Source organism: Streptomyces sp. NPDC037126 (genome assembly GCF_055605965.1).
Window position 1 is genome coordinate 108,885 of record NZ_JBVJTD010000008.1, and the last position, 14,563, is coordinate 123,447.

Here is a 14,563-nt window from a genome sequence, read left to right on the forward strand (position 1 = left end):
ACTCGGACGTGTGTTCCTGACGATCTCCACGAGCGGCGACGCCGCCCACCCGGCCACCGACCTCGGGTACCTGCTGCACAAGCACCCCGACAACGCGCAGCGGTTCTCCACGTCCTACGGGACCGCGCACGTCTTCTACCCCCAGGCGGACGAGCAGCGCTGCACGGCCGCGCTGCTGCTGGAGACCGATACGGTGGCGCTGGTGCGGCGGGGCAGGGGCAAGGGCCGCGGCGGAGCACCCGACGCGGCACTCGCGCAGTACGTCAACGACCGCCCCTACGCGGCCTCCTCGCTGCTCGCGGTGGCGCTGGGCAACGTGTTCTCCAGCGCCATGCGCGGCGTGTGCGCCGCCCGCCCCGAGCGGGCCGCCGCGCCGCTGCCGCTGCGCATCGAGGTACCGGCCCTGCCCGCCCGCGGCGGCGCCGCTCTCGTCCGCGGGCTGTTCGAGCCGCTGGGCTGGGCCGTGACCGCCGACCCCGTCCCGCTCGACACCGGCTTCCCGCAGTGGGGCGACTCGCGCTACGTCCGCCTCGTCCTGGAGTCGGACGCGCTGACGCTCGCCGAGGCGCTGCGCCACCTGTACGTCCTGATGCCGGTCCTCGACGACGCCAAGCACTACTGGGTCGCCTCCGACGAGGTGGACAAGCTGCTGCGGGCCGGTGCGGGCTGGCTGCCCGGACACCCGGAGCAGCAGCTGATCACCAGCCGCTATCTCTCCCGGCGCTGGTCGCTGACCCGGCAGGCGCGGGAGCGGCTGGAGCTGGTGCGGCTGGCCGAGGCCGACGACAGCGAGGTCGAGGACATCGACAACGCGGTCGAGGAGGAGACCGAGGCGGAGCAGAGGCCGACCCCGCTCGCGGTGCTCCGCCGGGAGGCCGTCGTCACCGCGCTGCACGCCTCCGGTGCCGCCCGCATCCTCGACCTGGGCTGCGGGCAGGGCCAGTTGGTGCAGGAGCTGCTGAAGGACGCGCGGTTCACCGAGGTCGTCGGGGTCGACGTGTCCGTACGGGCGCTCGCCATCGCCTCCCGGCGGCTCGGGCTGGACCGCATGGGGGAGCGGCAGGCGGCCCGCGTCAAGCTCTTCCAGGGCTCGCTCGCGTACACCGACAGGCGGCTCAAGGGCTATGACGCCGCCGTGCTCAGCGAGGTGATCGAGCACCTCGACCTGCCCCGGCTGCCCGCCCTGGAGTACGCCGTGTTCGGGCACGCCCGCCCGCGCACGGTCCTGGTGACCACCCCGAACGTCGAGTACAACGTCCGCTGGGAGTCCCTGCCCGCCGGGCACGTCCGGCACGGCGACCACCGCTTCGAGTGGACCCGCGCGGAGTTCCGCGCCTGGGCGGCGGCCGTCGCCGAACGGCACGGCTACGAGGCGGAGTTCGTCCCCGTCGGACCCGACGACCCCGAGGTCGGTCCGCCCACCCAGATGGCCGTGTTCAGCATGAGGACCGAGAAGGAGGCGAAGGCGGCATGACCGAGACGCGCGAGGGCCGGGTCCTCCCCGTCACCGACCTCTCCCTGGTCGTCCTCGTCGGCGCCTCCGGCTCCGGCAAGTCCACCTTCGCCCGCAGGCACTTCAAGCCGACCGAGGTGATCTCCTCGGACTTCTGCCGGGGCCTCGTCTCCGACGACGAGAACGACCAGAGCGCCACCCGGGACGCCTTCGACGTCCTGTACTACATCGCCGGCAAGCGGCTGGCCGCCGGGCGGCGCACCGTCGTGGACGCCACCAGCGTGCAGCAGGACAGCAGGCGCCGGCTCGTCGAGCTGGCCAGGGAGCACGACGTGCTGCCCATCGCCATCGTCCTGGACATGCCGGAGGAGGTGTGCGCCGAGCGCAACGCGGCCCGCACCGACCGCGCCGACATGCCCCGCCGGGTCATCCAGCGGCACATCCGCGAACTGCGCCGCTCCCTGCGGCACCTGGAGCGCGAGGGCTTCCGCAAGGTGCACGTCCTGCGCGGAGTGGAGGAGGCGGAGCACGCGGAGGTCGTCACCGAGAAGCGGTTCAACGACCTGACCCACCTCACCGGCCCGTTCGACATCGTCGGCGACGTGCACGGCTGCTCCGCCGAGCTGGAGGCCCTGCTCGCCAGGCTGGGCTACGTCGACGGCGTCCACCCGCAGGGCCGCACCGCGGTCTTCGTCGGCGACCTCGTCGACCGCGGCCCGGACACCCCCGGCGTGCTGCGCCGGGTGATGTCCATGGTCGCGTCGGGCGACGCGCTGTGCGTGCCCGGCAACCACGAGAACAAGTACGGCCGCTACCTCAAGGGCCGCAACGTCCGGCACACCCACGGACTCGCCGAGACCGTCGCCCAGATGGAGGGGGAGAGCGAGGAGTTCAGGGCCCGGGTGCGGCAGTTCCTGGACGGCCTGGTCAGCCACTACGTCCTCGACGGCGGCCGGCTGGTCGTCTGCCACGCAGGCCTGCCCGAGAAGTACCACGGCCGCACCTCCGGCCGGGTCCGCTCGCACGCCCTGTACGGCGACACCACCGGCGAGACCGACGAGTTCGGGCTGCCGGTGCGCTACCCGTGGGCGGAGGACTACCGGGGCCGGGCCGCGGTCGTCTACGGCCACACGCCCGTCCCGGAGGCCACCTGGCTCAACAACACCATCTGCCTGGACACCGGGGCCGTCTTCGGCGGCAAGCTGACCGCGCTGCGCTGGCCGGAGCGCGAGCTGGTCGACGTACCGGCCGAGCGGGTCTGGTACGAGCCGGCCCGCCCGCTGCGCCCCGAGGCGCCCGGCGGACAGGACGGCCGGCCCCTCGACCTGGCGGACGTGTCCGGACGCAGGGCCGTGGAGACCCGGCACGCGGGCATGGTGGCGGTCCGCGAGGAGAACGCGGCGGCCGCGCTCGAGGTCATGAGCCGCTTCGCGGTCGACCCGCACCTGCTGCCGTATCTGCCGCCGATGATGGCGCCCACCGCCACCTCGCGGCTGGAGGGCCACCTGGAGCACCCCCAGGAGGCCTTCGCGCAGTACGCGGCCGACGGGGTCGAGCGGGTCGTGTGCGAGGAGAAGCACATGGGCTCGCGGGCCGTGGCCCTGGTGTGCCGGGACGCGGAGGCGGCCGCGAGGCGGTTCGGCGTGCAGGGCCCCACCGGCTCGCTGTACACCCGTACCGGACGGCCGTTCTTCGACGACGAGAAGGTGACCGAGGAGATCCTCGGCCGGCTGCGCTCGGCCGTCACGGACGCCGGGCTGTGGGACGAGCTCGGCACCGACTGGCTGCTGCTGGACGCCGAGCTGATGCCGTGGTCGCTGAAGGCGTCGGGGCTGCTGCGCAGCCAGTACGCGGCCGTCGGCGCCGCGTCCGGCGCGGTGTTCCCGGGCGCGCTGGCCGCCCTGGAGGCCGCCGCGGCGCGCGGCACCGACGTGGGCGGTCTGCTCGCCCGGCAGCGGGAACGCGCCGCCGACGCGGCCGCGTTCACCGAGGCCTACCGCCGCTACTGCTGGACCACCGACGGCCTGGACGGCGTCCGCCTGGCCCCGTTCCAGCTGCTGGCCGTCCAGGGCCGGAGCCTCGCCGCGCTGCCGCACGACGAGCAACTGGCCCTGCTGGACCGGATGGTGGAGCACGACGGCTCCGGTCTGCTGCAGACCACCCGCCGGCTGTACGTCGACACGGGCGACCCGGAGTCGGTGCGCGCGGGCGTCGACTGGTGGCTGGAGATGACCGGCCGGGGCGGCGAGGGCATGGTCGTCAAGCCGGTCGGCGCGCTGGTCCGCAACAAGGGCGGGCGCCTGGTGCAGCCCGGCATCAAGTGCCGGGGCCGCGAGTACCTGCGGATCATCTACGGTCCCGAGTACACCCGGCCGGACAACCTCGACCGGCTGCGGCAGCGGTTCCTGAACCACAAGCGGTCCCTCGCCCTGCGCGAGTACGCCCTCGGTCTGGAGGCCCTGGACCGGTTGGCGGAGGGGGAGCCGCTGTGGCGGGTGCACGAGGCCGTGTTCGGGGTTCTGGCGCTGGAGTCGGAGCCGGTCGACCCTCGTCTGTAGACGTCGTCACAGAACGCCCTTGTGCCGCACACACATCCGTCCATATGGTGGACGGCCGTGCGGCACAAGGGTGTTGACACGTCCGGAGGGGAGCACGGGCCATGGAGATCAAGAAGGTCGTGGTGCGGGAGGACCGGAGCACCACCCGGCGCCCGGCGATCTTGGAGAAGCGGCCGACCCGCTGACCATGCGCGTCCACCTCGTGACCATGCCCTGGCAGCCGCTCGACCTGCCCTCGCTGCAACTGGGCCTGCTGAACCGGATCGTGCGCGGGGCGCGCCCCGCCGACGAGGTGGCCGAGTGCCACGGCTCGCTGCGCTGGGCCGAGTACCTGCTGGAGCACTCCGGCGGCCGGCTGCGGCCCGGTGACTGTGTGGCGGTCGGCAGCGACGCCATCTTCCACGGCCTCGGCGACTGGGTGTTCTCCGGCGTCCTGTACGACGACCCGGGCTGGGGCCTGGCCCGGCTGCGGGACTACGCGGGCGCCCGGGACGTGCCCGTCGACACCGCCGTCGCGATGCGCCCCCACGCCGCCGGGTTCGTCGACGCCTGCGCCACCGGGATTCTGGCCGCCGAGCCGGACGTGGTCGGCTTCACCACCACGTTCATGCAGAACGTCGCCTCCCTCGCGCTGGCCCGCGAACTCAAGCGAAGACGCCCGGGGGTGACGATCGTCCTCGGCGGCAGCAACTGCGACGGGCCCATGGGGCACGCCCTGCACCGCAACCACCCCTTCGTCGACCACGTGGTCCGCGGCGAGGCCGAGTACGCCTTCCCGGCGCTGCTGAACCACCTGGAAGCGGGCACCGCGCCGGCGGACGTGCCCGGCCTGTGCTGGTGGGACGGCGGGGTCTCGCGCGCCAACCCCGAGTCCCGGCGGACCGTGGCCCCCGCCGACATCCCCTCGCCCGACTACGACCAGTGGCAGGCCGCCCTGGACGCCTCCTCGGTGCGCGAGTACGTCCATCCGAAGCTGGTCGTGGAGGGCGCCCGGGGCTGCTGGTGGGGCGAGAAGCACCACTGCACCTTCTGCGGGCTCAACGGCTCCGCGATGGCCTTCCGCGCCAAGCCGGGGGAGCGGCTGTGGGCCGAGATCGACCGCCTGGTGCGCCGGCACCGCATCCTCGACCTGGTCACCGTGGACAACATCATCGACATGGCCTACTTCCGCGACCTGCTGCCCCGCGTCGCCGCGAGCGGCTGGGACCTGCGGCTGCACTACGAGGTCAAGTCCAACCTCACCCCCGCACAGCTGGGACTCCTCGGCGAGTCCGGCACGGTGCACATCCAGCCCGGCATCGAGAGCCTGGGCAGCCGCGTCCTGGACCTCATGGACAAGGGCGTCACCGGAGCCCGCAACGTCCGCACCCTGCGCGAGTGCGAGAACCACGCCCTGACCTGCTCCTGGAACCTCCTCTACGGCTTCCCCGGCGAGAGTGCGGACGACTACCTCCCCGTGATCGAGCAGCTCCCCGCCCTGGTCCACCTCCAGCCGCCGAGCGGCGCCCACCGCATCCAGCTGGAGCGCTTCAGCCCCCACTTCACCGATCCCGGGCTCGGCTTCGCCAAGCGCCGCCCGGCCGAGATGTACCAGCACGTCTACGACCTGCCCGAGTCCGAACTCGCCGACCTGGTCTACCTGTTCGACACCGACGACGCGGGCATCGGCGGGCCGGTCGAGCGGCGCCTCAAGGAGGCCGTGGCGGCCTGGCGGGCCGGGCACGCGGACTCCCGGCTGCTGTTCGAGGAGGACGGCGAGGACCTGCTGGTGCACGACCGGCGGCACGGCCGCACCCCGGCGGCCCACCGTTTCACCGGCTGGCCGGCGCGGGCCCTTCGGCATCTGGAGGACGGCCGCACGGTGCCCGCCCTGCACCGGCTGCTGGGGGCCGACGGGCACGAGGTCACGGCCGGTGTCCTGGAACGCTGGGTCAGGGACGTCCTCGCGCTGGGCCTGCTGTTCCGCGACGGCCACACCCTGGTCGCGCTGCCCACCTGGGGCGAGCCGGTCCGGCTGCCCGAGGGCGCCGGATGAGCGGGCCGCCCGGCACGGTGCCGCACCGGATCGACGGGCGCCGGGTCGAGGTGACCGGGCCGCTGAGCCTGGCCGGACCCGGCCGGGAAGCGGCGGAGGCGGTGCGCTTCCTGCGCGAGTGCGAGGGCCTCGGCCTGCGCGTGGGCTGGCGGGCGGCGGACCGGCCGCCGTACGGCACCGGCCTGCTGCGGCACCTGTCCCCGCCCGAGGAACTGCCGGGCGGCGAGGGGGAGCTGGCCGACTGGCGAGACGGATACTCCTACGGCCGCCTTTACCACCGGCGCGGGCCCGGCTTCGTGACCGTCCTCGACCGCCGGCTGCCCGGCACGGCGGCGCGCCTCACCCTCGACCACCCGGACCTGCTCGACACGTTCCTGCGGCTGCTGGAGCCCACCCCGCTGGACGCCCTCGACACGACCCGGCGGACGGCCGCGGACCTGCTGGCCGCCGAGCGGCTGGTGCTGGTCACCGGAGGCTGGGCGGTGTCCCTGCCCCCGCGCATCCGGCGCTGGCCGGTCCCCTGCACCGCGATCTGAGCGCCTACCCGAGCAGCCGCAGCCGCCGCCCGCACACCCCGATCCGGACCGTCTGCCCCCAGGTGAGCTGGAGCGCGTCGGACTCGATGCCGTCACCGAAGGCGATGAGCCGGTCGGACTCCACGGTGAGGGTCAGCGCCGCCGCGGCGCCGAGTTCGCCCGCCACCAGATCCGTACCGGTGACCGGGGACGGCCAGGCCTCGCGGACGAACCACACCAGCCTTTCCTCGGTGGGGGAGGGCAGCGCGAGCCGGCCGCCCCGCTCCTGCCACACCGAGCGGAGCCAGCCGGTCGCACCGGTGCCGGTGCCCACCAGCACCCCTGAGGAGGCCTGGGCCTCGGCGACACCCCCGTCGCCGTCGAGGCCCAGGCGGTAGCGGGCGGTCTGGTGGCCCTGCGTGCCCAGGTAGATCTCGTTGAGCGCCACCAGCCGCTGCGTGTCGTCGGCCACCGCCTCCACCATGGTCAGCTCCTCGCACCCGCCGGCCGGGGCCGCGAGCAGCCGCGTCGCGTCCCGCGGGCGGTGCCGCACCAGCACCCCGGGGTTGCGCCCGGGATCGGTGTCGATGCCGATCACCGGCTGGCCCGTGAGGTACTTGGCGACGTTCGCGACCAGCCCGTCCTGCCCGATCACCACGACCACGTCCTCGGGCGCGAAGAGGAACCGGTCCAGGTCCGCCCGCTCGACCCGGGCCTGCCGCCAGGTGAGCGGCACGGCCGCGGTCACCTCCGCCAGCGCCCGCCGGGAGCGGTGGTGGCGCTCGGCGACCTCGGCGATGTCCCGGCCCCGGGAGGCGAGGAAGAACGCGGCCTGGCCGTGGGTGCCGTGCCGGGCCACCAACTCCTCGTACTCCGTGGTGCGGTGGACCAGCACGGCCCGCGGGGCGAGGCTCACGCCCCGGGCTCCGCGGCGCCGCCGAGCTTCGCCAACAGCCCCGTCAGCACGTCCGGCGAGATGGTCACGCTGTCGATGTTCGGCAGGTTCTCGGCCACCCGCATCCCGGCGAGGGCGTGCAGGGTAGCCACGTCGGCCTCCGCGTGCGCCCGCAGCCACGCCGACTGCGCCTCGGCCCGGGCCGCGCCCACCTCGCGGGCCTTCTCCGCCTCCGCACGCGCGAGCCGCACCGCCCGGGCCGCCTCCGCCTCGGCCAGCCGCTCGGTGCGGGCCGCCTCGGCCTCGGCCAGCCGTACCGTACGGGCCGCCTCCGCGTCGGCGCGCACCGCGTCCGCGGCCGCCTGCTCCTCGGCCTCGCGGCGGGCGTTCGTGCCGCGCTGTTCGACCAACTGCTCCTCGCGGCGGGCCAGTTCGATCCGGCTCGCCAGCTCGTTCTCGGCGATCGCCCGCTCCCGCTCGACGGCCACCGCGCGGCGCTCGTAGGTCGCCCGGTCGGCCTCCTGCTGGATCTGCTCGCGGGCCGGGGTGCGCAGGGCCCGTTCCACCTCGGGCTCCGGGCGCACCGCCACCACGCGGACGGCGACCACCTCGATGCCGGTGGCCGGAAGCCGGGGCTCGGCGGCCAGTCCGGCGGCCAGGCGTTCGCGCACCGCGGCCACGCCGTCGGTCAGCGCGGCCGACAGCGGGGTGCGGGCCAGCACGTCCAGGGCGTGCTCCTGGGCGGTCTCGGTGAGCAGGGTGGCCAGCTGCTCCAGCGGCGTCCCGCGCCACACGCCGGTGTCCGGGTCGACCGAGAAGTCGAGGCGGGCGGCGGCGAGCGCCGGGTCGCCGATGCGATGGGTGACCGTCGCCTGCACCGTCACGTCCTGGAAGTCGGCCGTGCGCGCGTGGAAGGTCATGGCCAGCTCCCGGTCGTCCACCGGGACCTCGGAGAGCGCGGCGGTCAGCGAGCGGAACCAGAAGCTGAGCCCGGGGCCGTCGTGCACCAGCCGGCCGGAGCGGTGGTACCGGATGTGCGCGGTCGGCGCGCCGCGCAGATGGCGCCAGCCCAGGCGCCGGGTGATGTCGGCCATGCGGCCCCCCTCGTTGTTCTCGTCAATGAGACGATAATCCCGTGATCCGCTTGTCGTCAAGTGGACGAAAACCGTGCGGGGTGACGGCGTGGGAAACAAGAAGCCCCGGAAATGGCCGAGAGGAGGGTGAATCCGGTCGCCGGTGGTCAGGATGGTGGCATGGGTTTCCACGTCGACTCCGAGGCCGGGCGGCTGCGCCGCGTCATCCTGCACCGGCCGGATCTCGAGCTCAAAAGGCTCACCCCCAGCAACAAGGACGCGCTCCTCTTCGACGACGTGCTCTGGGTGCGCCGGGCGCGCGCCGAGCACGACGGGTTCGCCGACGTGCTGCGTGACCGCGGAGTGGCCGTACACCTCTTCGGCGACCTGCTCACCGACACCCTGGCGATCCCCCAGGCCCGCACCCTCGTCCTGGACCGCGTCTTCGACGAGAAGGAGTACGGCCCCCTGGCCACCGACCATCTGCGCGCCGCGTTCGAGACCCTGCCCGCGCGCGAGCTGGCCGAGGCCCTGGTGGGCGGCATGACCAAGCGGGAGTTCCTGGACGCGCACGCGGAGCCGACCTCCGTGCGGTTCCACGTGATGGACCTCGACGACTTCCTGCTCGACCCGCTGCCCAACCACCTCTTCACCCGCGACACCTCCGCCTGGATCTACGACGGGGTCGCCATCAACGCCATGCGCCTGCCCGCCCGGCAGCGCGAGAGCGTGCACTTCGAGGCGATCTACCGGCACCACCCGCTGTTCCGTGACGAAACGTTCCGCGTCTGGTCCCGGGGGCAGTCCGACCACCCCTCCACCATCGAGGGCGGCGACGTGCTGGTGATCGGGAACGGCGCGGTCCTGATCGGCATGAGCGAGCGCACCACCCCGCAGGCCGTGGAGATGCTCGCGCACCAGCTGTTCGCGGCCGGCTCGGCACGTACGATCGTCGCGCTCGACATGCCCAAGCGGCGCGCCTTCATGCACCTCGACACGGTGATGACCATGGTGGACGGCGACACCTTCACCCAGTACGCCGGGCTGGGGATGCTGCGCTCGTACACCATCGAGCCCGGTGCCGGCGAACGGGAGCTGAAGGTCACCGACCATCCGCCCGAGCACATGCACCGGGCGATCGCCGCGGCCCTCGGGCTCGGCGAGATCCGGGTGCTGACCGCGACCCAGGACGTGCACGCGGCCGAGCGCGAGCAGTGGGACGACGGCTGCAACGTGCTCGCCGTCGAACCCGGGGTGGTCGTCGCCTACGAGCGGAACTCGACCACCAACACCCATCTGCGCAAGCAGGGCATCGAGGTGATCGAGATCCCGGGCAGCGAGCTGGGGCGGGGCAGGGGCGGCCCCCGGTGCATGAGCTGCCCGGTCGAGCGGGAGGCGGTGTGACCGGGCGCACGGTGGGGATGCTGGGCCGTATAGAAATGCTGAAGTTCGTATAGAATTCCAGAGTCCCTTCACCCGTACCCCTGGAGCGCCCCCATGGCGACAGTCCCGACCGCCCTCGCCGGCCGCCACTTCCTCAAGGAGGTGGACTTCACCGAGGAGGAGTTCCGCGGCCTGATCGAGCTGGCCGCCGAGCTGAAGGCCGCCAAGAAGGCCGGGGCCGAGACCCAGTACCTGCGGGGCCGGAACATCGCGCTGATCTTCGAGAAGACCTCGACGCGCACCCGCTGCGCGTTCGAGGTCGCCGCCGCCGACCAGGGCGCCCACACGACCTACCTCGACCCCTCGGGCTCGCAGATCGGGCACAAGGAGTCCGTGCGGGACACCGCCCGGGTCCTCGGCCGGATGTTCGACGCCATCGAGTACCGGGGCGACAGCCAGACCAAGGTGGAGGAGCTGGCCGGGCACGCCGGTGTGCCGGTCTACAACGGCCTCACCGACGACTGGCACCCGACCCAGATGCTCGCCGACGTGCTCACCATGACCGAGCACAGCGGCCGGCCGCCCCGGGAGATCGCCTTCGCCTACCTCGGCGACGCCCGCTTCAACATGGGCAACTCCTACCTGATCACCGGCGCCCTGCTCGGCATGGACGTGCGGATCGTCGCCCCCGAGCAGTACTGGCCGGGCGAGGAGGTGGTGGCCCGGGCCCGCAAGCTGGCCGAGGGCAGCGGCGCCGCCGTCACCCTGACCGAGGACATCGCCGAGGGCGTCCGGGGCGCCGGGTTCGTCGCCACCGACGTCTGGGTCTCCATGGGGGAGCCCAAGGAGGTCTGGGCCGAGCGGATCAAGGCCCTCGCGCCGTACGCCGTGACCATGGACGTCCTGCGCGCCACCGGCGACCCGGACGTGAAGTTCCTGCACTGCCTGCCGGCCTTCCACGACCTGGGCACCAAGGTGGGACAGGAGATCTTCGAGGCCCACGGCCTGACCTCGCTGGAGGTGACCGACGAGGTGTTCGAGTCCGGACACTCCGTCGTCTTCGACGAGGCCGAGAACCGCCTGCACACCATCAAGGCCGTGCTGGTCGCCACACTCGCCGGACAACCGTAGTCCGACGGCCCGACCAGGCCGTATCCTGGCGGGCGGCCCCGGAACACCCCATCCGGCGCCGCCGCCGCGACAGTCATCCCGTCGCCCGCACCACCGAGAAACGAGCACCACCCGCAATGCCCGCTCCCCGCATCAAGTCCCCCCACCTGCTGGTCGCCGAATCCGGCGCCGACCGCGAGGGACACGGTCTGCAGCGCACGATGGGCCTCTTCCAGCTCATCTGCTTCGGCGTCGGCGCCATCGTCGGCACCGGCATCTTCGTCGGCCTCTCCGACTCCGTCGCCCAGGCCGGGCCCGCCGTCGTCGTCTCCTTCGTCCTCGCCGCGATCACCTGCGTGTTCACCGCCTTCTCCTTCGCGGAGCTGGGCGGCGCGATCCCGGTCTCCGGCTCCTCGTACTCCTTCGCCTACGCCGGCCTCGGCGAGTCCACCGCCTTCCTGGTCGGCTGGTGCCTGCTGCTGGAGTACGGCATCTCCATCTCGGCCGTCGCCGTCGGCTGGAGCCAGTACGTCAACGAGCTGCTGCACAGCCTCACCGGCTGGCAGCTGCCGACCGCCCTGTCCGCCGGTCCCGGCGACGGCGGCATCCTGAACCTGCCCGCCGTGATCGTCATCGCCATGGCCTCCATGCTGCTGGTGCGCGGCGTGCGCGAGAGCGCCCGGGCCACCGCGGCCATGGCCGCGGTCAAGCTCGTGATCCTGGTCGCCTTCTGCGCCATCGGCTACAGCGCCTTCAAGCACGGCAACCTCACGCCGTTCTCCCCGGCCGGCCTCGGCGGCATCGGCGCGGGCACCACCGCCGCGTTCTTCTCGTACATCGGCTTCGACGCGATCACCACCGCCGGCGAGGAGGCCAAGAACCCCCGCCGGGACATCCCGATCGCGATCATGGTCTGCATGGGCATCGTGACGCTGCTGTACTGCGCCGTCGCGGTCGCCGCGATCGGCGCCATCGGCGGCAAGCAGGTCGCCGGCCGGCCCGCGGCCCTGTCCTACGTCGTCAACGAGGTCACCGGCTCGACCATCGGCGGCGGCGTGATCGCCTTCGGCGCGGTGGTGGCCATCGCCTCCGTGGTCCTCGCGGTGATGTACGGCCAGACCCGCATCCTGATGTCGATGTCCCGGGACGGCCTGATCCCGCGGGTCTTCGAGAAGGTCTCCCCGAAGACCTCGACCCCGGTGGCCGGCACCCTGATCGTCGCGCTGGTCTTCGCGCTCCCGGCGGCCTTCGCCTCGCTCGACTCCGTCATGAACCTGTGCACCATCGGCACCCTCGCGATCATGGCCGTCGTCAACATCGCGGTGATGGCACTGCGCCGCCGCGAGCCCGGCCTCGGCCGCAGCTTCCGGGTGCCGCTGTACCCGGTGGGCCCGCTGCTCGGCATCGCCTTCTGCCTGTACCTGATGTACGAGACGGGCTGGCGGACCTGGCTGCAGTTCGCGGTGTTCCTCGTGGTCGGCCTGGCCGTCTACGCCGCCTACGGGCGCCGGCACTCCACGCTGGCCCGCGCGGCGGCCCCCGAGGTCACGCCGGCCGACGCCGAGCGGGAACCACAGGCGGTCTGAACCACAGGACCCCGAACCGGGCGGCGCACCCGGCGGACCGGCGGGCATGCCGTCGTCCGCCGGGTGCGCCGCCCGGTTTGGCCTGATCACGTGCTCGACCAGCCGTCCTCGCGCACAACGGGGATAGGTTTGAGCCGCGGGCGGGCAGCGGGTGGCTCGGCCTTCTTCGGAGCTGCGGACGGCTTGGACACCGGGCGGCGCCGGCCGGTGGCAGCGCGCCTCGGCCTTCCGTCGTGCTGTGCTCAGCGCAAGGAGGTAGGACGGCCAGTGAGGAGAACCGGCGAATACGCCGAGCTGCAACGCAGGTGCAAGGCGATCCTGAGTGAGCTGGGCGTACAGCGGTCCGTGTCCCTGGAGTCGGTCCGCGAACGGGTGGAGGAACTCCGCGGCCGGCCGCTCGTTCTGCGGGAACTGCCCGAGCAGACGGCCGGGAGCGGGATGTGCGGGCTGTGGCTGGGGACCGACACCGCCGACTACGTGTTCTACGAGGCCCGGACGGCTCCGCTGCACCGGGAGCACATCATCCTGCACGAGATCGGCCATGTGCTGTGCGACCACCATCGCGGCCTCACCGCCGGCGACCTGGCCGGCCTGCTGCTCGACGGTATCGAGCCCCGTCTCGTCCGGCGGCTCATGGCCCGCACCAGCTACACCACCGCCGAGGAGCAGGAAGCCGAGATGATCGCCAGCCTGATACGGAGCGGGGGAAGACCCGGCCGCGGTGCCGGTGTGCTGGGACGGCTCGGTGCCTTCCTGGGAGTGACGGCCGGCGGCGATGAGTGAGCTGACGGACCACGTCGGCGTGTGCAGCGTCCTCGCCCTGTGGACCGCCCTCGGCTTACGGGCGGTGCCCGCGCTGCGGCTCTCCGCCCAGCGGGGACTCTGGCTCACCGTCTTCGCCGCGACCGTCGCCATCACCTTGTTCCAGCCGACCGTCGTCGCGTCGCTGACGGACATCGGCTGCACTTACCAGGCCCTCTCACTGGCCCGCAACATGATCGGCGTCCTGAGCGCCGGACTGGTCCTGCTGTTCATCGTCGACTCCACGCACGCCCGCCGCCCGCACCGCGCGGTGGCGGCGGGGCTGGCGGTGGCCCTGGGCTCGCTGCTCACCCTCTATCTCCTCGGAGCCGGACGCACGGTCCCGCGGGCAGCCTCACAGGGGCCGGCCGATCCCTCGTCCCTCTACTGCGCGATCCTCGCCGTGGCCCACCTGGCGGGCGACGCCGTCGCGGTGGTCGTGTGCCTGCGGTACAGCACGCGCACCGACGACCGCGATCTCCTCTGGTCGCTGCGGCTGTTCGCGGTGGGAAGCGTCCTGGCCATCGTCTTCTGGTGCGGCTATCTGTGCCACCTCTACATCCGGACGTCCGGTGCGCTCCCCTGGCTGTCACTGGTCATGAGCGCCCACGGCTTCTTCCGCGCGGCCTCGCTGCTGGTCCCCGCCGCGACCGCCGTCACCCGGTGGCTGACGGCCCTGCGGACCACCTGGCGGCTGTGGCCGCTGTGGCGCGACCTCGTGCTCGCGGTTCCGCACGTGGTCCTCGCCCAGCCGCAGCGGAGCCGGCTCCGGGAGGTGCTGCGCCCTCGTTCCCCCTACGCCCTGCAGGCGCACCGGCAGACCATCGAGACGTACGACGCGCTCCTGGAACTGCAGCACTACGTACGGCCGGACGCGTACGGCAGAGCGCACCGGCAGGCCGTGCGGGCGGGGCTGCGAGGGGAGCGGCTCGCGGCGGCCGCACTCGCCGGCGCGCTGGACCAGGCCCGGCGCGCCAAGCTCGCCGGCGCGCCGCCGGCCGAGCCGTGCGCACTGCCCGGCATCGACCGCGGCAGCCTAAAGACGCTCCTGGCGATCGCCCGGACATGGCCGCCCCCGGGCCGCCCGCTCCCGGCCACGACCGTCCTCGTCCGGCCCGAGCGGCCCTGACCCGCGGGCTGCGGCGACTTCAGGA

At 73.2% G+C, this 14,563-nt stretch carries 11 protein-coding genes; 9 read left to right on the forward strand and 2 right to left on the reverse strand.

What is annotated here, in order from left to right; all coding sequences use genetic code 11:
* Positions 1-10: 10 nt before the first annotated feature.
* The 4 genes from ACZ7FF_RS19645 to ACZ7FF_RS19660 all read left to right on the forward strand — a co-directional run bounded on the left by ACZ7FF_RS19645 (position 11) and on the right by ACZ7FF_RS19660 (position 6,582).
* Positions 11-1,474 carry a 3' terminal RNA ribose 2'-O-methyltransferase Hen1 gene (locus ACZ7FF_RS19645; protein ID WP_470813490.1) on the forward strand — a complete coding sequence of 488 codons (1,464 nt, stop codon included), beginning with the start codon at positions 11-13 and terminating at the stop codon, positions 1,472-1,474.
* Entirely contained in the window at positions 1,471-4,011 is a 2,541-nt protein-coding gene (locus ACZ7FF_RS19650) for a polynucleotide kinase-phosphatase (protein WP_470813491.1), read from the forward strand. Before ACZ7FF_RS19645 ends, ACZ7FF_RS19650 begins: the two co-directional genes overlap by 4 nt.
* Before the next feature lie 187 nt (positions 4,012-4,198).
* The gene (locus ACZ7FF_RS19655) at positions 4,199-6,046 is read left to right on the forward strand and encodes a RiPP maturation radical SAM C-methyltransferase (protein ID WP_470813492.1); all 1,848 of its coding nucleotides are present in this window, start codon (positions 4,199-4,201) and stop codon (positions 6,044-6,046) included.
* A complete protein-coding gene (locus tag ACZ7FF_RS19660) occupies positions 6,043-6,582 on the forward strand; it encodes a DUF5825 family protein (RefSeq protein WP_470813493.1) in 540 nt (179 codons plus the stop codon). Before ACZ7FF_RS19655 ends, ACZ7FF_RS19660 begins: the two co-directional genes overlap by 4 nt.
* Before the next feature lie 4 nt (positions 6,583-6,586).
* Here ACZ7FF_RS19660 and ACZ7FF_RS19665 read toward each other — a convergent pair whose 3' ends face one another.
* Entirely contained in the window at positions 6,587-7,477 is an 891-nt protein-coding gene (locus ACZ7FF_RS19665; RefSeq protein WP_470813494.1) for an NAD(+)/NADH kinase, read from the reverse strand.
* Complete coding sequence (locus tag ACZ7FF_RS19670) at positions 7,474-8,550, reverse strand: SPFH domain-containing protein (protein WP_470813495.1); 1,077 nt, start codon at positions 8,548-8,550, stop codon at positions 7,474-7,476. The genes ACZ7FF_RS19665 and ACZ7FF_RS19670 overlap by 4 nt, the downstream gene beginning before the upstream one ends.
* 159 nt (positions 8,551-8,709) lie before the next feature.
* On the opposite strand from ACZ7FF_RS19670, the gene ACZ7FF_RS19675 reads away from it, so the two are divergent.
* The 5 genes from ACZ7FF_RS19675 to ACZ7FF_RS19695 all read left to right on the forward strand — a co-directional run bounded on the left by ACZ7FF_RS19675 (position 8,710) and on the right by ACZ7FF_RS19695 (position 14,538).
* A complete protein-coding gene (locus ACZ7FF_RS19675) occupies positions 8,710-9,933 on the forward strand; it encodes an arginine deiminase (RefSeq protein ID WP_470813496.1) in 1,224 nt (407 codons plus the stop codon).
* Between the two features lie 93 nt (positions 9,934-10,026).
* Entirely contained in the window at positions 10,027-11,043 is a 1,017-nt protein-coding gene (gene argF, locus ACZ7FF_RS19680; protein ID WP_470813497.1) for an ornithine carbamoyltransferase, read from the forward strand.
* Between the two features lie 116 nt (positions 11,044-11,159).
* A complete protein-coding gene (locus ACZ7FF_RS19685; RefSeq protein ID WP_470813498.1) occupies positions 11,160-12,608 on the forward strand; it encodes an amino acid permease in 1,449 nt (482 codons plus the stop codon).
* Positions 12,609-12,875: 267 nt separating this feature from the next.
* A complete protein-coding gene (locus ACZ7FF_RS19690; RefSeq protein WP_470813499.1) occupies positions 12,876-13,391 on the forward strand; it encodes a regulator component in 516 nt (171 codons plus the stop codon).
* The gene (locus ACZ7FF_RS19695; RefSeq protein ID WP_470813500.1) at positions 13,384-14,538 is read left to right on the forward strand and encodes an MAB_1171c family putative transporter; all 1,155 of its coding nucleotides are present in this window, start codon (positions 13,384-13,386) and stop codon (positions 14,536-14,538) included. The genes ACZ7FF_RS19690 and ACZ7FF_RS19695 overlap by 8 nt, the downstream gene beginning before the upstream one ends.
* Positions 14,539-14,563 lie beyond the last annotated feature (25 nt).